24 protein-coding genes are annotated in these 22,505 nt (G+C 59.4%); 15 read left to right on the top strand and 9 right to left on the bottom strand.

Features of this window, described 5'->3' with window-relative positions; genetic code table 11:
* Positions 1 to 5: 5 nt before the first annotated feature.
* The 3 genes from argF to rpsT form a co-directional block, all read right to left on the bottom strand.
* On the bottom strand, positions 6 to 929 hold the full coding sequence (argF, locus tag ACYCZ5_RS06905) for an ornithine carbamoyltransferase (RefSeq protein ID WP_461544058.1): 924 nt from the start codon (positions 927 to 929) through the stop codon (positions 6 to 8).
* A gap of 2 nt (positions 930 to 931) precedes the next feature.
* A complete protein-coding gene (locus ACYCZ5_RS06900) occupies positions 932 to 2,107 on the bottom strand; it encodes an acetylornithine/succinylornithine family transaminase (RefSeq protein WP_461544057.1) in 1,176 nt (391 codons plus the stop codon).
* A gap of 104 nt (positions 2,108 to 2,211) precedes the next feature.
* Positions 2,212 to 2,475 carry a 30S ribosomal protein S20 gene (gene rpsT, locus ACYCZ5_RS06895; protein WP_461544056.1) on the bottom strand — a complete coding sequence of 88 codons (264 nt, stop codon included), beginning with the start codon at positions 2,473 to 2,475 and terminating at the stop codon, positions 2,212 to 2,214.
* Between the two features lie 129 nt (positions 2,476 to 2,604).
* On the opposite strand from rpsT, the gene ACYCZ5_RS06890 reads away from it, so the two are divergent.
* Genes ACYCZ5_RS06890 through trhA form a run of 4 tightly spaced genes read left to right on the top strand, consistent with a single transcriptional unit; the run spans position 2,605 to position 5,589 of the window.
* On the top strand, positions 2,605 to 3,012 hold the full coding sequence (locus ACYCZ5_RS06890; RefSeq protein WP_461544055.1) for a DUF3579 domain-containing protein: 408 nt from the start codon (positions 2,605 to 2,607) through the stop codon (positions 3,010 to 3,012).
* 3 nt (positions 3,013 to 3,015) lie between these two features.
* Complete coding sequence (gene murJ / locus ACYCZ5_RS06885; RefSeq protein ID WP_461544054.1) at positions 3,016 to 4,560, top strand: murein biosynthesis integral membrane protein MurJ; 1,545 nt, start codon at positions 3,016 to 3,018, stop codon at positions 4,558 to 4,560.
* A gap of 21 nt (positions 4,561 to 4,581) precedes the next feature.
* Positions 4,582 to 4,944, top strand: a complete 363-nt coding sequence (locus tag ACYCZ5_RS06880) for a thioredoxin family protein (protein WP_461544053.1) — start codon at positions 4,582 to 4,584, stop codon at positions 4,942 to 4,944.
* 24 nt (positions 4,945 to 4,968) lie between these two features.
* The gene (trhA, locus tag ACYCZ5_RS06875; RefSeq protein ID WP_461544052.1) at positions 4,969 to 5,589 is read left to right on the top strand and encodes a PAQR family membrane homeostasis protein TrhA; all 621 of its coding nucleotides are present in this window, start codon (positions 4,969 to 4,971) and stop codon (positions 5,587 to 5,589) included.
* A gap of 104 nt (positions 5,590 to 5,693) precedes the next feature.
* Here the strand turns inward: trhA and cysB are convergent, their stop codons facing one another.
* The gene (cysB, locus tag ACYCZ5_RS06870; RefSeq protein ID WP_461544051.1) at positions 5,694 to 6,620 is read right to left on the bottom strand and encodes an HTH-type transcriptional regulator CysB; all 927 of its coding nucleotides are present in this window, start codon (positions 6,618 to 6,620) and stop codon (positions 5,694 to 5,696) included.
* 111 nt (positions 6,621 to 6,731) lie between these two features.
* Here cysB and ACYCZ5_RS06865 point away from each other — a divergent pair, with 111 nt between their 5' ends.
* The 9 genes from ACYCZ5_RS06865 to ACYCZ5_RS06825 all read left to right on the top strand — a co-directional run bounded on the left by ACYCZ5_RS06865 (position 6,732) and on the right by ACYCZ5_RS06825 (position 15,027).
* Entirely contained in the window at positions 6,732 to 7,514 is a 783-nt protein-coding gene (locus tag ACYCZ5_RS06865) for a sulfite exporter TauE/SafE family protein (RefSeq protein WP_461544050.1), read from the top strand.
* Between the two features lie 19 nt (positions 7,515 to 7,533).
* Complete coding sequence (locus ACYCZ5_RS06860; RefSeq protein WP_461544049.1) at positions 7,534 to 7,764, top strand: hypothetical protein; 231 nt, start codon at positions 7,534 to 7,536, stop codon at positions 7,762 to 7,764.
* On the top strand, positions 7,764 to 9,509 hold the full coding sequence (locus ACYCZ5_RS06855; protein ID WP_461544048.1) for a nitrite/sulfite reductase: 1,746 nt from the start codon (positions 7,764 to 7,766) through the stop codon (positions 9,507 to 9,509). The genes ACYCZ5_RS06860 and ACYCZ5_RS06855 overlap by 1 nt, the downstream gene beginning before the upstream one ends.
* The gene (locus ACYCZ5_RS06850) at positions 9,510 to 10,022 is read left to right on the top strand and encodes a DUF934 domain-containing protein (protein WP_461544047.1); all 513 of its coding nucleotides are present in this window, start codon (positions 9,510 to 9,512) and stop codon (positions 10,020 to 10,022) included. It abuts the gene before it with no gap.
* Positions 10,022 to 10,825, top strand: a complete 804-nt coding sequence (locus ACYCZ5_RS06845; RefSeq protein ID WP_461544046.1) for a phosphoadenylyl-sulfate reductase — start codon at positions 10,022 to 10,024, stop codon at positions 10,823 to 10,825. Before ACYCZ5_RS06850 ends, ACYCZ5_RS06845 begins: the two co-directional genes overlap by 1 nt.
* 40 nt (positions 10,826 to 10,865) lie before the next feature.
* The gene (gene cysD / locus ACYCZ5_RS06840; protein WP_461544045.1) at positions 10,866 to 11,771 is read left to right on the top strand and encodes a sulfate adenylyltransferase subunit CysD; all 906 of its coding nucleotides are present in this window, start codon (positions 10,866 to 10,868) and stop codon (positions 11,769 to 11,771) included.
* Position 11,772: 1 nt separating this feature from the next.
* Entirely contained in the window at positions 11,773 to 13,026 is a 1,254-nt protein-coding gene (gene cysN, locus ACYCZ5_RS06835; RefSeq protein ID WP_461544044.1) for a sulfate adenylyltransferase subunit CysN, read from the top strand.
* A 138-nt stretch (positions 13,027 to 13,164) separates the two neighbouring features.
* Positions 13,165 to 14,094, top strand: a complete 930-nt coding sequence (locus ACYCZ5_RS06830) for a CobD/CbiB family protein (RefSeq protein ID WP_461544043.1) — start codon at positions 13,165 to 13,167, stop codon at positions 14,092 to 14,094.
* 63 nt (positions 14,095 to 14,157) lie between these two features.
* The gene (locus tag ACYCZ5_RS06825; protein ID WP_461544042.1) at positions 14,158 to 15,027 is read left to right on the top strand and encodes a TlpA family protein disulfide reductase; all 870 of its coding nucleotides are present in this window, start codon (positions 14,158 to 14,160) and stop codon (positions 15,025 to 15,027) included.
* A 58-nt stretch (positions 15,028 to 15,085) separates the two neighbouring features.
* On the opposite strand, the gene ACYCZ5_RS06820 is transcribed toward ACYCZ5_RS06825, so the two are convergent.
* From ACYCZ5_RS06820 to ACYCZ5_RS06800, 5 genes are read right to left on the bottom strand one after another with little or no spacing between them, the layout of a single operon-like run.
* Positions 15,086 to 15,691, bottom strand: a complete 606-nt coding sequence (locus ACYCZ5_RS06820) for a cytochrome b/b6 domain-containing protein (protein ID WP_461544041.1) — start codon at positions 15,689 to 15,691, stop codon at positions 15,086 to 15,088.
* A gap of 4 nt (positions 15,692 to 15,695) precedes the next feature.
* Entirely contained in the window at positions 15,696 to 17,324 is a 1,629-nt protein-coding gene (locus ACYCZ5_RS06815) for a tetrathionate reductase family octaheme c-type cytochrome (RefSeq protein ID WP_461544040.1), read from the bottom strand.
* Position 17,325: 1 nt separating this feature from the next.
* On the bottom strand, positions 17,326 to 17,871 hold the full coding sequence (locus ACYCZ5_RS06810; RefSeq protein ID WP_461544039.1) for a DUF302 domain-containing protein: 546 nt from the start codon (positions 17,869 to 17,871) through the stop codon (positions 17,326 to 17,328).
* Positions 17,872 to 17,921: 50 nt separating this feature from the next.
* Entirely contained in the window at positions 17,922 to 19,352 is a 1,431-nt protein-coding gene (gene ccoG / locus ACYCZ5_RS06805) for a cytochrome c oxidase accessory protein CcoG (RefSeq protein ID WP_461544038.1), read from the bottom strand.
* On the bottom strand, positions 19,349 to 19,603 hold the full coding sequence (locus tag ACYCZ5_RS06800) for a YfhL family 4Fe-4S dicluster ferredoxin (RefSeq protein WP_461544037.1): 255 nt from the start codon (positions 19,601 to 19,603) through the stop codon (positions 19,349 to 19,351). The genes ccoG and ACYCZ5_RS06800 overlap by 4 nt, the downstream gene beginning before the upstream one ends.
* 287 nt (positions 19,604 to 19,890) lie before the next feature.
* Here ACYCZ5_RS06800 and ACYCZ5_RS06795 point away from each other — a divergent pair, with 287 nt between their 5' ends.
* A complete protein-coding gene (locus ACYCZ5_RS06795; protein WP_461544036.1) occupies positions 19,891 to 21,228 on the top strand; it encodes a sigma-54 interaction domain-containing protein in 1,338 nt (445 codons plus the stop codon).
* Between the two features lie 267 nt (positions 21,229 to 21,495).
* Positions 21,496 to 22,497 (top strand): AAA family ATPase, encoded by a 1,002-nt coding sequence (locus ACYCZ5_RS06790; RefSeq protein ID WP_461544035.1) that lies wholly within the window; start codon positions 21,496 to 21,498, stop codon positions 22,495 to 22,497.
* The last annotated feature ends 8 nt before the right edge of the window (positions 22,498 to 22,505 follow it).

The following is a 22,505-nucleotide window of genomic DNA, read 5'->3' as shown; positions in this document are numbered from 1 at the left end:
CCACCTTATTTGTCGAGTTTCCCCAACAACAGGTATTCCATCAGTGCCTTTTGCACGTGCAGGCGATTCTCTGCTTCGTCCCATACCACGGATTGCGAACCGTCGATGACTTCCGCGCTCACTTCCTCGCCACGGTGGGCGGGCAGGCAGTGCATGAAGATCGCGTCTTTGGCTGCGACGCGCATCATGTCTCCGTCAACCTGCCAATCGGCAAAGTCGCGCATGCGTTCTTCGTTCTCGGCCTCGAAGCCCATCGATGTCCACACGTCGGTGGTGACCAGGTCGGCGCCGCTGGCGGCTTCCATCGGATCAGAAAACTCTTCGTAATGCTCGGTGCCGTACAGGCCTGCACGCTCGGGTTCTACTTCGTAGCCCGGCGGGGTGGAGACGTGTACGTTGAAATCGAGGATCTCGGCCGCCTGTAACCAGGTGTTGCACATATTGTTGGAGTCGCCGATCCACGCCACGGTCTTGCCCTTGATCGAGCCGCGATGTTCGATGTAGGTGTAGATGTCGGCCAGAATCTGGCAGGGGTGGTATTCGTTGGTCAGACCGTTGATCACCGGCACGCGCGAGTTGCGCGCGAAGCGTTCGATGATGTCCTGCTCGAAAGTGCGGATCATCACGATGTCGCTCATGCGCGAGATGACCTGGCCAGCATCCTCCACCGGTTCACCGCGGCCGAGTTGCGAGTCGCGCGTGTTCAGATAGATGGCCGAGCCGCCGAGCTGGTGCATGCCTGCCTCGAACGACAGGCGTGTGCGCGTGCTGGCCTTCTCAAAGATCATCACCAGTGTGCGGTCTTCAAGCGGCCAGTATTTTTGATAGCCCTTGAAGCGTTCCTTGATGATGCGGGTGCGCTCGAACAGGTATTCGAACTCTTCGCGGGTGAGATCCTTGAATTGCAGGAAGTGCTTGAGCTCGCTCATGACTACTCCTGCATCAGCAACGATTCGATCAGCGGACACAGCATGTCCACCAGTTGTTGCGCTTCGGTCTGGGTGTAGACCAGCGACGGTAGCAGACGCACCACGCTGTCGGCCGTGACGTTGATGAGCAGGCCGCTTTCCAGCGCCTTGCCGACCAGTTCGCCGCAGGGTTTGTTCAGTTCGATGCCGATCATCAGGCCCGATCCGCGCACGGCGACCACACCTTTCACGCTTCCCAGCCGCGCTTGCAACTGCTGCTGGATCCATGCGCCCAGTGTGGCGGCATGGGCTGGCAGGTTCTGCTTTTCCATGATGGTCAGCGTGGTCAGTGCGGCGGTGCAGGCCAGTGGGTTGCCGCCGAAGGTGGAACCGTGGTTACCCGGTTTGAACGTGCCGGTCGCCTTGCCTGCTGTCAGGCAGGCGCCCACCGGCACGCCCGAGCCCAGGCCTTTGGCCAGCGTCATCACGTCCGGTGTGATGCCGGTGTGCTGGTGGGCGAACCATTTGCCGGTGCGGCCGATGCCGCTTTGCACTTCGTCCAGCATCAGCAGCCAGCCGTTGGCGTCGCAGATCTTGCGCAGGCCCTGCAGATAAGCCGCGTCCGGGATGCGGATGCCGCCTTCGCCCTGGATCGGTTCAACCAGGATGGCGACGACGTCGGGATTATTGGCGGCGACCTGCTCGACGGCGGTGAGATCGTCGTACGGCACGCGCACGAAGCCTTTCACCAGCGGTTCGAAACCGGCCTGCACCTTTCGGTTGCCGGTGGCGGAGAGTGTCGCCAGTGTGCGTCCGTGGAAGGATTTCTCCATCACGATGATATTGGGGATGTCGATGCCCTTGCTGTGGCCATACATGCGCGCCAGCTTGATGGCGGCTTCGTTCGCCTCGCAGCCGGAGTTGCACAGGAAGGCTTCCTGCATGCCGGACAGTTCGCAAAGCTTGTCGGCGATGCGTTCCTGCTCGGGGATCTGGTAGACGTTGGAGACGTGGATCAGCTTGCCGATCTGTGCCGAAAGCGCCGCAGTGAATTCGGGATGGGCGTGGCCCAAGGTGTTGACGGCGATGCCGGACAGCGCATCCAGATAGCGCTTGCCGTTGCTGTCGAAGAGCCATACGCCTTCACCGTGGGTGAAGGCGACGGGTTGCCGTGCATAGGTGTTCATCAAATGTGACATGACAAGCTTTCTGGTCTTGTTGCTTCTCTGATGCTGGAACTATAAACAAAAAAGGCCGACAGCGCTGTCGGCCTTGATTGGTCGCAGAACTTATCTGCGATAGATCAGGCCATTGCCTTGATGGCAGCGGACAGGCGGCTCTTATGGCGGGCTGCCTTGTTCTTGTGGATGATCTTCTTGTCGGCGATGGAGTCGACCACGCTGGTGGAAGCTTGGTAAACAGCCTGCGCCGCAGCCTTGTCGCCAGCGGCGACGGCTTTGATCACTTTCTTGATGGCAGTGCGCATCTCGGAGCGCAATGTCGTGTTGTGTGTGTGCTGTTTCTCAGCTTGGCGTGCGCGTTTTCTCGCTTGTGCAGTGTTGGCCATGTTATGACTCCTAGGGATTCGGCTTGCGTAAAAAGGCGCGCATTATAGGTACGGCCCCGGTCTTTTGCAAGATATTGTTTTGCCCGCCCGCAAGCCCGTGGGAAGTGGGGTGTCGGGGGCGGTGCTACAATGCGCGCCGTCATATTCGCACGGAAGCGACCCAAATTGCTGGAAAAGATCAAACGAGTACCCGAACTGGCCGAATTCGTGATTCAGGGCGTCAATAAGGAAGGCGTCACGTTCCGTCCATCCAACTGGAACGAGCGTCTGAGCGACATGTTGTCGACGACTGGCAAGGATGGCCGCACCGTCTATTCCTCTTATGTCCATCCGGCCACGATTCAGGGAGTTTCTTCCGTGGTGGTGCGCTTCTCGCTGGAAACTGCCGACCCCAAAGGTTTTGAGCAGGTGCGCCAGTTCATCGTCAGCAACGAACTGCAGGTGCGGGCCGGGCGCAATCGCGCCGATGCGGGCGAGACCGGTTTGTTCCCGACGCTCGGCATGGAACGCAGAGATCCCAAGAAGAATGGCTGGTAAGGCATGAACCTGCTGAAGGCACTCGCCGCGATCAGCAGCCTCACGCTGGTCTCGCGCATCCTGGCTTTCGTGCGCGATGTGCTGATCGCGCGGGTGTTCGGTGCGGGCGCGGCGACGGATGCCTTCTTTGTCGCCTTCAAACTGCCCAATCTGCTGCGCCGCCTGTTTGCGGAAGGCGCGTTCTCGCAGGCCTTTGTGCCTATTTTCGGCGAATACAAAAGTCGGCGCGGCGAGGAGGAGACCAAGCTGCTGGTCGACCACGTGACCACCATGCTGGCATTGATCCTGTTCGTGGTGACACTGGTCGGCATCATTGCCGCGCCCGTCCTCGTATATATAAGTGCCCCCGGTTTCGCCAGCGACCCGCAGAAATTCGACTTGACCGTGCAATTGCTGCGCATCACCTCGCCTTACATCTTCTTCATCTCGCTGGTCGCCGTGGCGGCGGGCATCCTCAATACCTATAACAAGTTCTGGGTGCCGGCCTTCGCCCCCATCCTGCTCAACGTGTGCTTCATCGGCGGCGCGTTGTGGGCGGCACCGTATTTCGACCCACCCATCCTTGCACTGGCCTGGGCGGTGTTCGTGGCGGGCATCGTGCAGTTGGGCTTCCAACTGCCGTTCCTGAAGAAGATCGGCATGCTGCCGCGTATCCGCTTCAGCCTGAAGGATGCAGGCATGTGGCGTGTCATCAAACAGATGGGGCCGGCGGTGTTCGGTGTCTCCATCGCGCAGATCAGCCTCATCCTCAACACAATCTTCGCTTCCTTCCTGGTGGCGGGCAGCGTGTCATGGTTGTACTACGCCGATCGTTTGATGGAATTCCCCACCGGCCTGCTGGGCGTGGCCTTGGGCACTATCCTGTTGCCGTCGCTGTCGCGTTGTCATGCCGATGGCAACGTGGCGGAATACTCGAAGCTGCTGGACTGGGGCTTGCGCCTGACCTTGCTGCTGGCGCTGCCTGCCGCGCTGGCACTGGGCATGATCGCCACGCCGCTGCTGGCGACCTTCTTTCAGCATGGTGAATTCAGCGCGCACGATGTGATGATGTCGCGCGACGCCTTGGTCGGATACAGCATCGGCTTGCTCGGTTTGATCCTGGTGAAGATATTGGCCCCCGGTTTCTATGCCAAACAGGACATTAGAACCCCGGTCAAGATCGGCATCGTCACTTTGCTGGCCACTCAGGCGATGAACGTATGGTTCGTGTTCGGCCTCGATCTGGCGCATGCGGGCCTTGCCCTGTCCATCGGTCTGGCCGCCTGTCTCAACTCCGCCATCCTGTTCTATTTCCTGCGCAAGCGCGGCATCTACCAGCCGGAGCCGGGCTGGCTCAAGTTCATGCTCAAGCTGCTACTGGCCGTGACCGCATTGGCCGTGAGCCTGTGGTTCGGCATGGGCAGCGAAGCGCACTGGCTGCAAGCGCAAGGCTGGGCGCGCATCCTGCATCTGACTGCATTGGTAGTGGGCGGTGCGACGGTGTATTTCGTCGTGCTGATCGTGTTGGGATTCCGCCCGCGCGACTTTTACAAACGCGGCGCGAATTGATTTGAGTAAGGAGAGCAAGTAGTGAGCGACTATTCATATAACGTGGAAGAAGACAGCTTCGAAGAGCTGGTGGTGACGCGTTCGCACGAACTGCCGGTGTTGATGGACATCAGCGCGGAATGGTGCGCGCCGTGCAAGGTGCTGGCACCGCTGCTGCATAAGATGGTGTTCGACTACGATGGCAAGTTCTATCTGGGTGTGGTCGATGCCGACGAGAACATGCGCATCGCCGGCAAGCACAAGGTGCGCGGTTTTCCGACCGTTATCGCCTACAGTCACGGCGTCGAGATCGACCGCTTCCACAGTTCGCAGACCGAGGGCTTCCTGCGCAAGTTCATCGACAGCGTGATTGAGCGTCATCAAGCCGGTTCACTCGGCCAGTGATGAGGCTGCCGGCATTAAAGCGCGATGGAGCGCGGTGAGCGGTTCAATACCATTAGCCATCTGGTCGGTGCGATCCTTGCACTGATCGGCGGGGTGGTGCTCATCGTGCTGGGCGCGCTCAGCGGCGATGCGTGGAAGGTCGTCAGTTTTTCCATCTATGGCGCGACGCTGGTGCTGTTGTATAGCTCTTCCACGCTGTATCACAACGCGCGCAAGGGGAAGTTCAAGCTGATCCTGCGCAAGCTGGATCACAACTCCATCTACCTGTTGATCGCCGGCAGTTACACGCCGTTCGCCTTGGTCAGTCTGCGCGGACCGTGGGGATGGTCGCTGTTCGGGGTGGTGTGGGGGCTGGCGTTGCTGGGGATATTCCAGGAACTGTGGCGGGCCGGCAAGGCGCGCTGGGTGTCGATGGTGATCTACATCCTCATGGGCTGGGTCGCGCTGGTCGCCGTCAAACCGCTGGTATCCGCTTTGTCTTGGGCGGGATTCTCCTGGCTGCTGGCGGGCGGTGTTGCCTACACCGTCGGCATCCTGTTCTATCTCTACGATCAACGCTTCAAACACGGTCACGGCATCTGGCATCTGTTCGTGCTGGCCGGTAGTGCCCTGCACTACTGCGCGATCCTGCTCTATATCGCCTGAGTCTATCTGTCGTTGATATTTCCTGCATTGCCGCCACAGTTTGATCTGTTGAGCGGGGTGCAGCAGCTGCGTTTGCAGGAAGCTGCTCATCCATCGGTAAACACCTAGCTCTTCTGGTGCAGTGCCTGTGCGATCACATCGCGCGTCAGGTGTGGTGCGAACAGTTCGATGAAATGGTAGCCGAAGCCGCGCAGGTACTGGTTCTGGCGGATGGCGATGCGCGTGGTGCTGGGCTGGAACAGATGGCCGGCATCGATCATGCGCAGATGGCGGTCGCGATCCGGGATGAAGGCCATCTGCGCCACGATGCCGACCCCCAGTCCGAGTTCGACATAGGTCTTGATCACGTCGGCATCGATGGCGGTGAGTGCGATGTTGGGTTCCAGGCCTGCTTCGCTGAACGCCTGGTTGATCTTGTTGCGGCCGGTGAAGGCGAAGTCATAAGTGATGATGGGATATTGCGCCAGCTTCTTCAGCGTCAGGCGCTTCTCATCCAGCAGCGGGTGTTTGGGCGGCACGACCACGCAGTGATGCCATTCATAGCAGGGTAGGGTCACTAGCTCGTCGTAAAGTGCCAGACTCTCAGTGGCGATGCCGATGTCGACCTCGCCGCTCAATACCTGTTCGGCGATCTGCGTTGGGCTGCCCTGATGCAGGCCGAGTTTGACCTCGGGGTAGGTCTGCGTGAATGCCTTGACCACCTGCGGCAGCGCATAGCGCGCCTGTGTGTGGGTGGTGGCGATGGTGAGCGAGCCGCTGTCTTGTCGTTTGAATTCCTGCCCCACCTGTCTCAGGTTGTCCGTCTCGTGCAGTACGCGCCGGGCGATCTCCAGCACCGCTTTGCCCGGATCGGTGATGGCAACGACGCGCTTGCCGTTGCGCACAAAGATGTCGATGCCGAGTTCTTCTTCCAGCAATTTGATCTGTTTGCTCACGCCGGGTTGAGAGGTGTACAGCGCGCTGGCCGCATCCGAGATGTTCAGCTCGCAACGCACGATCTCGTTCAAGTAACGCAATTGCTGCAGGTTCATGGCAGGTTCTTATATGTTATTGGGTTATAAGATACTAACATAAAAGTATTTAACGATATAAGGCTGCGCACCTAGAATGCGCTCCATCTTGAATGAACACGGTATGGGGCAATGGACTGGTTGTACACAATCTCGGGTTTTCTGGTCGGGCTGATCGTCGGGGTGACCGGCGTCGGTGGCGGTTCGCTGATGACACCGTTGCTGGTGCTGTTCTTCGGCGTGTCACCTGCAACAGCTGTCGGTACCGACCTGCTGTATGCCTCTATCACCAAGGCGCTGGGCGGCTGGGTGCATGGCCGCAACGGCACGGTGGAATGGAAGATCGTCGGCCTGCTCAGTCTGGGCAGTCTGCCCGCCGCGCTACTCACCATTCTCGCTTTCAAGTTGCTGGGCTTGGATGAGAAGTCGCTCACAGGTTTGGTGACCGGCGTGCTCAGTGTCGCCCTGTTGCTGACCGCCGCCGCGCTGTTGTTCAAAGACCGCATCCAGAAGCTGGCGCAGCGTGAGGACGGCACAGTGGCTGAACTTCATCACCGTCATCTGCCGGCCGCCACCATCGTCACCGGTGCCATCGTCGGCGTGCTGGTCACCATCTCCTCCATCGGTGCCGGTGTGCTGGGCACGGTCGCCTTGTTGTTCCTCTACCCGCGCCTGACCACTGTGAAAGTGGTGGGCACCGATATCGCCCATGCCGTGCCGCTGACCGCCGTGGCAGGTCTGGGTCACATGACCTTGGGTACGGTGGACTTCGTGTTGCTGGGCAGTCTGCTGCTGGGCTCCCTGCCGGGCATCTACATCGGCAGCCACCTGTCCGCAAAAGTGCCGGAAAAAGTATTGCGCCCGATATTGGCGGTGATGCTGCTGCTCATCGGCACACGACTGGCTTTGAATTGATTCGAGTGAAGGAAAAGACATGAGCAAGAACGCCCCCAATAAACCCAAGCAAGTGAGCTGGTTCAACGCCTGCGGCGGACGCGTCGGTGTGGTGGTCGGCCAGAGTGGCGAGCATGCGTATATCGGTCAGGCCCTGCGCCATGACGAGGACGACGACGTGGCGCACATCCTCGCCTTCGGTGCGAAGTTCCCGCTGGAAGCCGCGCTGAAGCTGCCGGTTTCCAAACATTATTCAGACGAGGCACAGTGATGTACCGCTATGACAAATTCGATCACCAGCTGACCGCCGAGCGCGTCGCGCAATACAGCGACCAGGTGCGTCGCCGCCTGTCCGGCGAGCTGAAGGAAGACGATTTTCGTGTGCTGCGTTTGCAGAACGGAATCTACATGCAGGTGCACGGTTACATGATGCGTATCGCCATCCCCTATGGTTTGGCAAGCAGCGCACAAGTGCACCAACTGGCACACATCGCGCGCACCTACGACCGGGGTTACGGCCATTTGAGTACGCGCCAGAACATCCAGTTCAACTGGCTCAAGCTGGAAGACACACCCAAGATCCTGGCCGAGCTGGCCGAGGTTGAGATGCATGCCAACCAGACTTCGGGCAGTTGCATCCGCAGCATTACTTCGGACGAGTTAGCAGGTGTGGCGCGCGACGAACTCATCGACCCGCGCCCGTTCGCCGAGATATTGCGCCAGTGGAGCACCTTCCATCCGGAGTTCGCCTTCCTGCCGCGCAAGTTCAAGGTGTCGGTCAGCGGTGCGAGCGAGGATCGTGCCGCGATCGAGATCAACGACGTCGGCGTACAAGTGGTGAAGAACGCGCAGGGCGAATTGGGATTCCGCATCCTGGTCGGTGGCGGCCTGGGACGCACGCCCATCATCGGTCAGGAGCTGGTCGCCTTCCTGCCCTGGCAGCATCTGCTGACCTATATGGAAGCCATCGTGCGTGTGTATAACGAATTCGGCCGCCGCGACAATCTGTACAAGGCGCGCATCAAGATTTTGGTGCAGGCCATCGGTATCGGGGAATTCCGCCGTCAGGTGGAAACGGAATGGCAGTTGCACAAGGACGGCCCTTCGACATTGACCGAAGCCGAAGTGGCGCGCGTGAGCGCAGCGTTCACGGCACCCGCCTATGAAATCTTGCCGCAGATCGACGCCTCCTTCGAAGCAGCGCAGCGCGACGACAAGGCATTCGCCAACTGGGTGCAGCGCAACGTCACCGCGCACAAGGTGGATGGCTACGCCGCCGTGTGGCTGTCGCTCAAGCATCCCGGCCGGGCGCCCGGCGACATCAGCGCCGACCAGCTCGACGTGGCGGCGGCGCTGGCCGACCACTACAGCTTCGGCGAACTGCGCGTCTCTCACTTGCAGAATCTGGTGCTGGCCGACGTGAAACAGTCCGACCTGTACGCGTTGTGGCAGGAAGCGAAAGCGGCCGGTCTGGCGACGCCCAACATCGGCCTGCTGACCGACATCGTCTGCTGCCCCGGAGCGGATTTCTGCACGCTGGCCAACGCGCGTTCCATCTCGCTGGCCAAAGCCATCGCCGTGCGTTTCGAGGATTACGACTATCTGCACGACATTGGCGACATCGACCTGAACATCTCGGGTTGCGTGAACGCCTGCGGCCACCACCATGTGGCGCATATCGGCATCCTCGGCGTGGATAAGTCTGGCGAGGAGTGGTACCAGGTGACTATCGGCGGCAATCCAGGCACGCCGGCAATCATCGGCAAGATCATCGGTCGCTCGTTCTCGTTCGCGCAGATCCCCACGGTGATTGCCCGTCTTCTGCATGTGTATGTGAATGAGCGATTCGACGGCGAGCGTTTCATAGACACGCTGCAGCGCATCGGCCACGAGCCGTTCAAGACCTTCGTCTATGCCGAACAGATAGTGGAAGACGCGAAGCTGTTGTTGCCGGACTACGAAGCATTGCAGGCCGCTGTGCCTTACGAGCTGCCCTATTTTTCGCCGAGGTTTTAAATGGAAATCATCAAAGACAAGCAAGTGGTGAACGACAGTTGGCAGGTGTTGCGTCTGCACGAAGGCGAAGCGGCCGACAGCATCGTGGTACCTCAAGGCGATCATCTGGTACCGCTGCCGGTGTGGAACTGCCAATGGGAAACCCTGCGTGCACGCAAGGAGTTGGGCCTGTGGCTGGGCGGGCTGGAGCGCGCAGAGGACATTCCGGATGACGTGAACCGCTTCCCGCTGATCGCCATCGATATCCATAAATACACAGACGGTCGCGGCTACACGCTGGCGTACCGCTTGCGCAAGCAATATGGCTATCGCGGTGAACTGCGCGCCATGGGCGATGTGTTGCAGGACCAGTTGTTCTATATGAAGCGCGTGGGCTTTGACAGTTTCGCCATGCGCGCGGACCAGAATATGCAGCGGGCGCTGTCGAGTTTCGAAACGTTCTCAGTGAAATATCAGGCGTCGGTGGATATCGAAACGCCATTGTTCAATCGCGTAGCAAGAGGAGTCGCATGATGAGTGATCTACAACAAAAGATAGATGCAACCGTGGCCGTGCTGAAGCAGGCTGCCAGTGAGTTCACGCCGGTCGTGTTCGCCAACAGTCTGGGTGCGGAAGACATGGTACTGACCGACCTCATCGCCAAGCATGCACCTGACATCGCCATGTTCAGTCTGGATACCGGCCGCCTGCCGAAAGAGACCTACGACCTGATCCAGGAAGTGCGCCAGCGTTACGACGTGCCGCTTGCCGTCTACTTCCCAAACAGCGAACTGGTCGAGGCGTATGTTTCGCAGCACGGCATCAACGGCTTCTACGACAGCGTCGAGAACCGCAAAGGCTGCTGCTTTGCACGCAAGGTGGAGCCATTACGCCGAGCCCTGAAAGACAAGGGTGCGTGGATCACAGGTATGCGCCGTGACCAGGCCGTGACGCGCGGCACGCTGGAAGTATCGAGTTTCGATGCGGACAACGGCCTGCAGAAATTCAACCCGCTGCTGGAGTGGAGCAACAAGGACGTGTGGGCCTACATCCGCCAGAACGATGTGCCTTACAACAAGCTGCACGATCAGTTCTACCCCAGCCTCGGTTGCGCGCCGTGCACACGTTCCGTCACGCCAGGAGAAGATATCCGCGCCGGACGCTGGTGGTGGGAGGATCCCGAGAGCAAGGAGTGCGGATTGCATGTCGGGCAGCGCAACAAGGTCGCGCACGGCAGCGGCGTGCAGGCAGTGAGTAGCACCTCGTTGCAAGCCAGTCGCGCACGCATCATCGAAATCGCTGCCCGGCCCGGCGTGAAACAGATCGAAACCGCTTGATCACGAATAGAGAAACATCATGAAACTGGTAGAGAAAAATATGACGAAACACACCTTCACCCATCTGGACGCACTGGAGAGCGAATCCATCCACATCATGCGCGAGGTCGCAGCCGAGTGCAAAAACCCAGCGCTACTGTTCTCCGGCGGCAAGGATTCCATCGTGATGCTGCGTCTGGCGGAGAAGGCGTTCCGTCCGGCGAAGTTCCCCTTTCCGTTGGTGCACATCGATACCGAGCACAATTTTCCGGAAGTGATCGAGTGCCGCGACAAACTGGCGAGCGATCTGGGTGAGCGTCTCATCGTGCGTTCGCTGGAGGACTCCATCAAGCGCGGCAGCATCGTCATCAAGGATGAGAGCAAGCCGCGCAACCCGTACCAGTCGGTGACGTTGCTGGAGACCATCGCGGAGTTCGGTTTCGATGCTTGCCTGGGCGGTGCACGTCGCGACGAAGAAAAGGCGCGCGCCAAGGAACGTATCTTCTCCTTCCGCGACGAGTTCGGACAATGGGACCCGAAAAATCAGCGCCCGGAACTGTGGGACACCTATAACACGCGCGTGAACGCGGGCGAGAACATCCGTGTGTTCCCGATCAGCAACTGGACCGAGATGGATATCTGGGAATACATCGGGCGCGAGAATCTTTATATCCCGCCAATCTACTTCGCACACGAACGCGAAGTGATCCGTCGCGGCGGCAACGTGATCCCGGTGTCGCATCTGGTGCAGCCCGCGCCTGGCGAAAAAGTGGAAGTCGCCACCGTGCGCTTCCGCACCGTGGGCGACATGACCTGTACCGCGCCGGTGGAATCGACCGCGCGCACGGTGGACGAGATCATCGCCGAGACAGCCACCACACGCATCACCGAACGCGGCGCGACACGCATGGACGACCAGACCTCCGATGCTTCCATGGAACTGAGAAAAAAAGAAGGGTATTTCTAAAATGGATACGAACACACAATTGTTGCGTTTCATCACCGCCGGTTCCGTTGACGACGGCAAGAGCACTTTGATCGGTCGCCTGCTGCACGACTCGAAGTCCATCTTCGAGGACCAGTTCTCGGCCATCTCCAAGACCAGCGAGAAGCGCGGCATGGCCGCGGTCGACCTGTCGCTGCTCACCGACGGCTTGCAGGCCGAGCGCGAGCAGGGCATCACCATCGACGTGGCTTACCGCTATTTCGCCACGCCCAAGCGCAAGTTCATCATCGGCGACACGCCCGGGCATGAGCAGTACACGCGCAACATGGTGACCGCGGCATCCAGTGCCAACCTCGCCATCATTCTGATCGATGCGCGCAAGGGGGTGCTGACGCAGACCAAGCGCCATTCCTATCTGGCCAGCCTGCTCAACGTGCCGCACGTGGTGCTGGCCGTGAACAAGATGGACATGGTGGATTACTCGCAGGCGCGCTTCGAAGAGATCGTGAGCGAGTACAAGGCTTTCGCCGCGCAACTCGATCTGCATGATGTGCACTGCATCCCGCTGTCCGCTCTGAACGGCGACATGGTGGTTGATCGTGGCGAGAATCTGGGCTGGTATAAAGGACCGGCGTTGCTGGAATTCCTGGAAGAGGTCGAGATCGACCATGATGTGAACACCAGCGACTTCCGCTTCCCTGTGCAGTGGGTGTGCCGCCCGCAGACCAACGAGCATCACGACTTCAGAGGTTTCGCTGGACGTATCGAAGCGGGCGAAGTGTCGGTGGGCGACGAGATCACCATCCTGCCCTCCGGGCGCACTACCACGGTGAAAGAGATCGTCACCTATGACGGCAATCTCGCCACCGCGTTCGCGCCGCAATCGGTGACGATCACATTGAACGACGAGATCGACATCTCGCGCGGCGACATGTTCGTCAAGACAAGCGCGCATCCGCCCAAGGTGGAGAAGGAATTCGAAGCCACGCTGTGCTGGCTGGCGGAAGCGCCGCTGGACAAGAATCGCAAGTATCTGGTCAAGCACACCACGCGCACGGCGAAGTGCCTGTTCTCGCGCCTCGACTACCGTGTGGATGTGAATACGCTGGAACAGCATGCCGTCGAAAAACTGAACATGAACGACATCGCGCGCGTGGCAATCAAGATCCAGTCGCCGCTGGTGTTCGATAGCTACGACATCGATCGTTCCACCGGCAGCTTCATCGTCATCGACGAGGCCAGCAACAACACCGTAGCTGCTGGCATGATCGCGTAGCCAAACTCCGCAGTTGCTTCCCTTGCAGGCCTGATTCGAGCAGTCGGATCAGGCCTTTTTCGTGTTTTCAGGCAGCCCAACTCTAGCCATGGCTGTGGTATCTTTGCCCACATTCGATACGGATGCCCTATCTGAGCCATGAGCCTGCTGTCACTGATCGCCGCCCTGTTGCTGGAACAGCTCCATCCGCTGTCGTCGCGCAAGTATCTGCTCACATGGCTGGGCGACTATGCACAGTATTTCAGTGACCGTTTCGACGCGGGCGAACGCTCGCATGGTCGTATCGCATGGTTGCTCGCAGTACTGTTGCCGCTGCTGCTGATCTGGGCGGTGTATTGCATCCTGCTATCCAAACATGCCGTATTCGGCTGGGCATTCAGCGTACTGGTGCTTTACCTCACCATGGGTTTTCGCCAGTTCAGCCATTACTTCACCGACATCAATCTCGCCTTGCAGGATAACGATCTGGATCAGGCGCGCGCGCTGCTCAGCGAATGGACAGGCAAGTCATGCAACGAACTCAACCCGCAGGAAGTCGCGCGGCTCACCATCGAACAGGCGCTGCTGGCCTCGCACCGCCATGTGTTCGGTGTCATCGTCTGGTTCGTCATCTTCATGATGCTGGGCATGGGGCCGGTCGGCGCGATGCTGTATCGTCTGGCGACATTCTTTAGCGCGCGCTGGAAGGATCAGGAAGCTGGCGGCGATTTCGGTGCTTTCGCGCAGCAGATGTGCCGTCTACTCGAATGGCTGCCGATACGCCTTACCGCCGGCAGCTTCGCCATCGTCGGTAATTTCGAGGACACCATCTACAGTTGGCGCACCCAGGCCGCGGAATGGCCCGAGCCGGATGAAGGCATCGTGCTGGCCAGCGGTGCCGGCGCGCTTGGCATCAAGCTCGGACAGACCATGGTGCTGGACGACCAACCCGTCTACCGCCCCGATCTGGGTAGCGGTGAAGAAGTCGATACCGAACACATGCAAAGCGCTATCGGACTGGTGTGGCGCACGCTGGTGTTCTGGCTATTGATGCTGTTGCTGCTGACCGGTGCGCATCTGCTCGGTTGAGCTTCCTGAAGTAAGTTGATCCTCGAGACTTCTAGTGGGTCGGAGTCGATCATGGGAGAGATATTGAGACGTAGAAACCCCTACTTTGAATCGCTTTGCGCAAGCTGTCTGGCGCTCGTGCTGTTGTTCCCGCTGGGGAGTCATGCGGCGGATGTGCGGGATGTCGAGGCGGTTCCGCATCTGGACCGCGCCGGGCAGGATGGTTATCGCGCGTTCCTCGCGGCGAAGAAGCATCGTGCTTTTGCCATCGCGCCGGGCGGAACGTGGTTCTGGATGGGCGAGGGGAGTGCGGCGGATACTGTTGCCGAAGATGCGCTGCAACTTTGCGAGAACGACAGTGGCCGCTCTTGCCAGCTCTATGCCGTGGATGACAAGGTGGTGTTCGACGCACGGGCGTGGACGCAGTCGTGGGGGCCGTATCTGCAGCGTGCTGCGGCAGATCGCGCAGCGCCAGGCAACGAGCTGGGGCAGCGTTTCTATGATTTGGCTTTTACTGATGCCTCGGGCAAAAAATTAAGCCTTGGTGCGCTGCGCGGCAAGGTGGTGGTGCTGCATTTCTGGGGATCATGGTGTCCGCCCTGCCGGCACGAGATGCCGGAGTTGCAGCGACTGCAGCGGGCACTCGACAAGTCTTCCGACATCCGTCTGGTGATGCTGCAAGTGCGCGAAAGTTATCCGGTTGCGCAGCGCTGGCTGCAACAGCAGAAACTGCGCATGTCTTTCTATGACTCGGGCGCGCAGGATTCGAGTTCGGATAAATTGTCGCTAGCTGACGGCAAGACCGTGCATGACCGCTATATCGCGCCCGTATTCCCCACCACCTATGTGCTCGATAAACACGGCATCGTGGTGTTCGCCAATCACGGCCCGCTTACGCACTGGATGGACTACCTGCCTTTGCTGCGCGACGTGGCGAAGCACTCCGGAAAGTGATTCGATCATCACCTGCTTGCGCGGGTGATGATCGAACACAGTCGGAATACTTCTTCTATTAGTCCGCCTCTTCCCAGCCGGTGATCATCGTCTTGATGTGCGCGGTCGGTGTGTGGCCGGTGGTGGTGAGGTAGACGTGGGCGATGAAGAACACCAGCATCAGGAACGCGCCCGCCGTGTGCACCAGTGCCACCACTTCCAGACTCAAATATCCCGCCACGCCCAGACTGGCCCAGCTTGCATAGAACAAGTAGAGCAGGCCCGAGCCCCAGATGATCGGTGACAGCATCGACAGCAACGCGAGGTAAGCAAGACGCTGCAGCGGGTTGTGTTTCTTGTCCGCAGTCTTCTGGAACGGGTTGGGCGCATGGCGGAAGATGCCGAAGGCGTAATAGCGCAGCATGGCGTCCACTTTCTTCAGCGTCGGGATGTATTGCTTCCATTCGCCGGTGGTGAACTGCCAGAAGATGGTGAAGGCCCATAGTGTCAACAGGGTCCACGCGCTGAGGGTGTGCAGGTTCACCGCCTGCTCGAAACCGAACAGGTCGAAGCTGCCGTGCACCTCGAAGCCGGTGATCAGCATCGAGATGACCAGCAGCGCCTGCGACCAGTGCCAGAAGCGTTCATAGCGGTTGTACAAATAGATGCGGTTCGCGGTGTTCATTTGCTTATCCTTTCTTCCTGCTGGAATAGATGCGTAGCGCGCCGTGCATCAGCACGCCGAACAGTGTCAGCACGACCAGTGTCCAGCCGATCAGATCGAGCCAGCGGTTGCTGTCGCGCGCCGGCATGTACACGCCTTCGATGTCTTTAAGGCGTCCGTTCTTGCTGTGGCACTGTGAGCAGCTGAGTGCGTCACCTTTCGGCGCGACCATGTGGGTGATCGGCCAGGTCATCGCGGTGTCGACGAAACCGAACTCACCGCTGTAGGGCAACTTGGCTGCTTTCATGCCGGCAGCGATCGCCTTTTGCCAGTCATAGTTGTGCCATAGCGCGGTGTGGTCCTCGCCTGCGGTGTGCTGCACGGTGAGGTAGTTGTTCACCTTGTCGTAGGGCTGCTTGCCGCGATGCACTTTGACCGGCCAGATGCGCGAGTCTGGATCGTTGGGGCTGCCGCCCACTTCGTTGATGTGCACGGTCTTGCTCGGGTCGATCTTGTCGCCGATCACCTTGTAGTCGGAATAGCCGTTGTACCAGCGATATTCCGGCATGACGTAGGAGTCCCATTCCCATGCACCCTTCTTGGAATCGAAGGCGCGGCGTCCGGCGCTGTCCTTGTATGCCATCGGCTTGCCGTCCGGCCCCATTTGCGTGGCGAGCGACCAGTCCCAACTCGATTCGGTGCCGATCTGGTTGCGCGCGTATTCCGGGATGTGGCAGGTCTGGCAGGCCAGCTTGTCGGTGTGCTGGTTAAGCATGGCTTCGTGGTGCGGTTTGTTGCTGTGACAGGACTGGCACGACGCGGGCGACGCATCCTGCTTGCCACGGATGTGGGCCGGCCCTTTGACCGCCGCTGCCGTGTCGTAGCGGCTGCCGGACACTTCATGATGCGAGGTGGCGTGGCAGGTCGTGCAGGAGAAATTCAAACCTTTCTCGTCCATGTGCACATCCAGATATTTGCCGGGGTGCTGCAGCGAGCTGTCCAGGTCACCGTGTTTCGCGCCGTTGCCGCCCGCGCCGAAGAAGTGGCAGGAACCGCAGTTGCTGCGCGTGGGCATGCCGATGCTTTGCGCCACCTTCTTCAGGTTGACCGCCTCGACGAACTTGCCCGAGCCGTGCGGGAACTCCACACGCTTGTACACGGGGTGACCTGCGAAGCCGGGTAGCTTTCGATAGGTGCCGGTCTGGTCGTGGCAGATCAGACAGTCGACATTCTGTTCGGCCTTGAAATCGAACTTGTCGTCTTTCCAACCGTAGCCCGCATGACAAGCCATGCAGTCGTTCTCGTTGGAGACAGGCGAGGTGCAATAGTTGTTGATGATGTTCTTCTTGCCGCGCACTTTGCCGGTCTTGGGGTCGGTCGATTCCCAGGTCCAGTGCTTGGTGTGTTGCACCTGCTTGGCCGCTTCGGTGTGGCAGGTCAGACAAGCTTTCGTCACCTCCGGGCCGTTCTTGAATTCGCGGTTCAGTTCCTTGAACTTGCTGTGGTCTGCGGTGGAATGTGGAGCTGGCGCGATTATCTGCTCCAGCTTCGCGTTGGCCGCCTGCGCGGTCGACGCTGCCAGCAGGGCGATTGCGGCCAGCAGCGGCAGCACGAATTTGAACTGGCTCGGCATCATGAACTGAGGGGCGCGCATATCAGCAACCACCGTCTGCAGCAGCGCCGGAGCCGCCACTGGCAGCGGGCGCGTTCTTGATCATCGCGGGTGCGGGCTGGCTGGCGTCGAACTGGATGAACTTCGCCTGATCCGCTGCGACTTTCGCCATGATGTCGCCCACCTTGCTGCCGAACAGGCCGCCGATCAGTTCGGCATTCATCAGGCCGATGTAGGTCTTGCCGTCGCTCTTCTTGTACACCGAGATTTTGCACGGCATCAGGTTGGAGAGGAAACGCAGCGAGTCGTCTTTGAGGATGGGCGCGGAGTAGTTCGTGCTGCACGCTTCGATCATCATCACCGGCAGCACGTTGCCGCCGCTCATCTCGATCGGTTTGGCCGCGTTGCGCAGACCGGACAGCGACCAGCCGTTGCCGGCGTGCAGCACGTTCTGCTGGATGCGGGCGACCGTCTCTTCCATGCCGAACTGGCTGGGCACTTCGCGGAACATCATGCCCGCCGCGAGTTTGTAGATGAGCAGAGCGGCAATTGCCATTCCGACGAGAAAACCTGTGACGACCTTCAGCATGTTGCCTTCCTCCTTAGTGAACGTTTTTTTGAATCTGCTGGCTTGATATCTCAACGCGCGGGCGCGTTGAACTTGCTCGTGTACTCGGCGAAGACGCTAGGGTCTTCCACGCCTTCCACACGGAACCTGATCGGTGTCACGGCTTGTGTGATGTTGTAGCCGGGGGCTTTGACGAAAACGGTGAAGGTGGTGCCGCGACGCTGATGTGTCAGCGGCTGGCGCTCGGCATCGATGAGTACCAGTCCGGCGATGTCGCTCTCGGCGCTGACTTTTACATGCAAGTCCTGGCCGGTCTTGTTGAGCACCTTGAAGGCGTATTTGTTCTGGATCGATCCGTCGCTCATCTGCACGAACAATGGTTGCCGTTCCGGTAGCACTTTCAGCGTCATGGCGCCCAGATGGGTCAGGCCGTACACGATGCCGCCGATGGCGAGCAGGATGATGGCCAGATAGACCAGCGTGCGCGGGTGCTTGTATAGCGGTTTGACCGGCTTGCCGGACAACTCATCCAGCGAGGCATAGCGGATCAGGCCGCGCGGCTTGTCGATCTTGTCCATCACCGCATCGCATGCGTCGATGCACAGGCCGCAGGTGATGCAGCCGAACTGCTGGCCTTCGCGGATATCCACGCCGGTCGGGCACACTTGCACGCACTGGAAGCAGTCGATGCAATCTCCCTGCGGCGCGACGACTTCACCGTTACGGCGCAGCTTGCCGCGCGGTTCGCCACGTGTGGTGTCGTAAGCGGGCAGGATGGTTTGCGCATCTGTCATCACACCCTGCAAGCGGGCGTAAGGGCAAAGCCAGAAGCAGGTTTGCTCGCGCATCAGACCGGCGAGGATGTAAGTGCCCGCGATGAACAGCACCAGCACCACCCAGCCGACCGTGGGCAGATTGAAGTGCAACAGGTCGTCCCAGTAGGCGTAAGCGTCGACGAACCAGATGGAATAACTGATGCCGGTCAGCAGCGCGATCAATAACCACAGCGCATGTTTGACGACCTTCTTTTTGAGTTTGTCCAGACTCCATGGTGCGTCGTCCAGCTTGCGCCGTGCCGCCGGATTGCCCTCGATCTTCTCTTCCAGCCAGGTGAACCAGTCGGTCCACGCGGTCTGGAAACAGAAGTAGCCGCACCACACGCGCGAGGCAATCGAAGTCACCGCGAACAGCGTCATCGCCGCGATCAGCAACACCAGCGACAGCATCCAGATGTCCTGCGGCAACACTGTGATGTTGTAGCAGCGGAACTGGCGGTTTTGGATGTCGAACAGGATGGCCTGCTGGCCGTTCCAACGCAGATAGGGCAGCAGGAAGAACGGCAGCCACAAGCCCCATTGCGTGTAGTTCTTCAGCGTACGGAAGAAACCGGGCATGCGCTTGGCATGGGTGGTCTGGTCGCCTGGGTTCAACTCCCAAGTCTTGAGGTCGTGATAGAGGGTGGTGACCTCGCCCATCTGTTTCTGTTCGCTGAGGTCGTTCATGCTGTGCTACCCAGCAAGCTCTCGAACTTGGTCTGCAATTGATCGCGACTCTCTACGTGCGCGGGGTCCTGCACGATGCAATCGACGGGGCAGACTTCGATGCATTGCGGCGAGGCGTAATGGCCCACGCATTCGGTGCATAGAGAGGGATCGACGATGTAGATATCGTCACCCTGGGTGAGCGCGCCATTCGGGCATTCCGGTTCGCACACATCGCAGTTGATACATTCCTCGGTGATCATCAGTGCCATCTTTCGCTCCTCGATTTCTTGTCCATTGCCGCCCGTTGTTCCGGCCAAAAAAATCCTGTGGCGCACCGCGCCACAGGTCAGGGCCGCCGGACGAGACCGTCCGGTCAGGGAGTGCCCGCAGCACAGGGGAATACTGCAGGCCGGCGTGAGCAACAATGCAATCGCCGTGCCACTTGCGTGGTTATCGGATAATCATCAATGACTTCATGTGGATACGGGTTATTGGCGGGCGCAATGAAGGAATGCTTGCTTGCCTGACGTGCCGTATATGGCATAGCATGCCTGCCATGACTGCCTCAAATGACATGAAAGCGAAGATCTCTGCAGAAACGTTGCAGCTGCTGAACAGCTTCCCCGAACCGAAGATATTGCTCGACGCGCAGTACCGCATCGTCGCGGCCAATGCGGCCTACCGTCAGGAATTCGGCGCGGGTAAACAGGTCGAGGGGCGCTACTGCTACCAGCTCTCCCATCACTACGACAAACCCTGCGACCAGGCCGGGGAGAACTGCCCCTTGCGCGAAACCATGGCCAGCGGCGAACCCAGCCGCGTGCTGCATGTGCATCACACCTCGGCCGGGCGCGAGCATGTCGAAGTGGAGATGGTGCCGGTCAAAAATGCGCGCGGCGGAACGCGCTACTACATGGAGACCATGCACTTTCTGCGTCAGGAGCGCGAAGCGGGAGACGGGCGCAAGATGGTGGGCTTCTCGCGCCCGTTCAACCGCATGCTGGAACTGGCCAAGCGCGTGGCGGCGCACGAGAGCTCGGTGCTGCTGCTGGGCGAGTCCGGCACCGGCAAGGAACTGGTCGCCCACGCCATCCACGACATGAGTCCGCGCGCGGCCGCGCCGTTCGTCGCGCTGGAATGTTCGGGGCTGACCGAGACATTGTTCGAGAGCGAGATGTTCGGCTACGAGAAAGGCGCGTTCACCGGCGCGGTCGGCCGCAAGATCGGGCTGGTGGAAGCCGTGCGCGGCGGCACGCTGTTCCTCGACGAAGTGGGCGACATCCCGCTGTCGCTACAGGTCAAACTGTTGCGCCTGATGGAGGCGGGCACCTATCGCCGCATCGGCGGCGTTGAGCCGTTGCGCGCCGACTTCCGTCTGGTCGCCGCGACCCACCGCGATCTGGCGCAGATGGTGCGAGAAGGCACCTTCCGTCAGGACCTGTACTTCCGCATCAACGTCTTCCCTATCGCACTGCCGCCCCTGCGCGAGCGCCGCGAAGACCTGCCCATGCTGGCGGAATCACTGCTGTCGCAACTGTCGCCCGGCAAAAAAGTCAGCATCGGCGCGGAGGCGATGGCATTGCTGATGCAACACGACTACCCCGGCAATGTGCGCGAACTGCGCAACATACTGGAGCGCGCCTTGATCATGCTGGACGGCAACACCCTGCTACCGCAACACCTCAATTTGGAAAGCATGCCGGGCGCGCAGCCCACCCTGCCGCAGGGCCAACCACTGACGGAGATCGCACCGCTGGCCAGTCTGGAGAAGCGCTATCTGAATTGGGCGGCCGCGCAATTCCCCGGCGACCGCAAAACGTTGGCTCGGCATCTGGGCGTCAGCGAGCGGACTTTGTATCGCAAGCTCAGGGGGGCGGGAGAGGCGGCGGACTGAATCGCAACCTATGTAGTTGTGGCGATCACTTTTTGATTCGCTCAAGTGGAGGGTTGTGAGAGTCGGGGGAGTTAGGGCTTCTGTTTTTCGGCCTGAGCGGACGCTTCGGCCATTTTGGCTTGTGTCAGCTATGACCGAATGAGGAGACTGTCCAGCAATCAGGGAGATACAGGTTGGTTTTCTATTCCTTTAGATTAAATTCCAGTTACCAAGGTACTGTGCGAAAATACGGACCCGTACAGTGCCGCTATTGGAATACAACACATCGTGGCTAGCTCAGAACAACTTAAAGCGCTCATCAAATCACACATCAGTCGCGACGACGGTCATTTCTATTCCGTCGCGATGCAGATGGCTGCGCATGAGGCGAAGTTGGGGCATGGGAAACTGGCCGAAGAATTACGTGACATGATTGATGCGGGTAAGACGCGGCTCGGGCAAGACGCATCTGGAAAATTGGTAGCCATTGGCAGTGCCGCCAAACCGCGAGGTGAGCTTGCGAACCTGCTAACTGTCACACATCCGGCGAATCGGCTCGGCGATATGGTGTTGGACGAGACAGCCTCCAGCCAATTACAACGCATCATCAAAGAACAGCGCATGCTGGCACGCATTAGGGAACATGGACTATCTCCGCGTCGTAAACTGCTCTTGGTAGGTCCTCCGGGAACGGGTAAAACGATGACGGCTTCAGTTTTAGCGGGAGAGTTGGGCATCCCGTTGTTCTCAGTTCGTCTTGATTCTTTAATCACCAAGTTCATGGGCGAGACGGCATCCAAGCTGCGTCAGGTCTTTGATGCTATGACTGATCTGCGCGGCGTCTACTTCTTTGATGAGTTTGATGCCATAGGCTCTCAGCGAGGGATGGCTAATGACGTGGGCGAAATCCGCCGCGTACTAAACAGCTTTTTGCAGATGATTGAGCACGACCAGTCCAACAGCTTAATCATCGCAGCAACCAATCATCCCGAAGTTCTTGACTACGCACTGTTCCGGCGTTTCGATGACGTGCTGGAATACCACTTGCCTACGCCTGTGCAGGCACTTGAGTTGATTCGTTCACGACTGGGCTCATTCGCTCCTAAGCCCTTTAAAAAGGACGGATTGTCAGAGCAGGCGGCGGGTTTGAGTTACGCCGAAATTTGCCGTGCCGTGGACGAATCGATCAAAGAAGCGATCATGCATGACCAACCCAAAGTGCAGCGAGCCTTGCTGGGGTGTGCGTTAGACGAACGCCGCCTCATCAGTGCCAAGGCAGGCGCCAAGTAATTAGCGTA

The sequence above is a fragment of the Sideroxydans sp. genome, from assembly GCF_054604835.1.
This window is presented reverse-complemented; position numbering and strand designations above follow the sequence as displayed.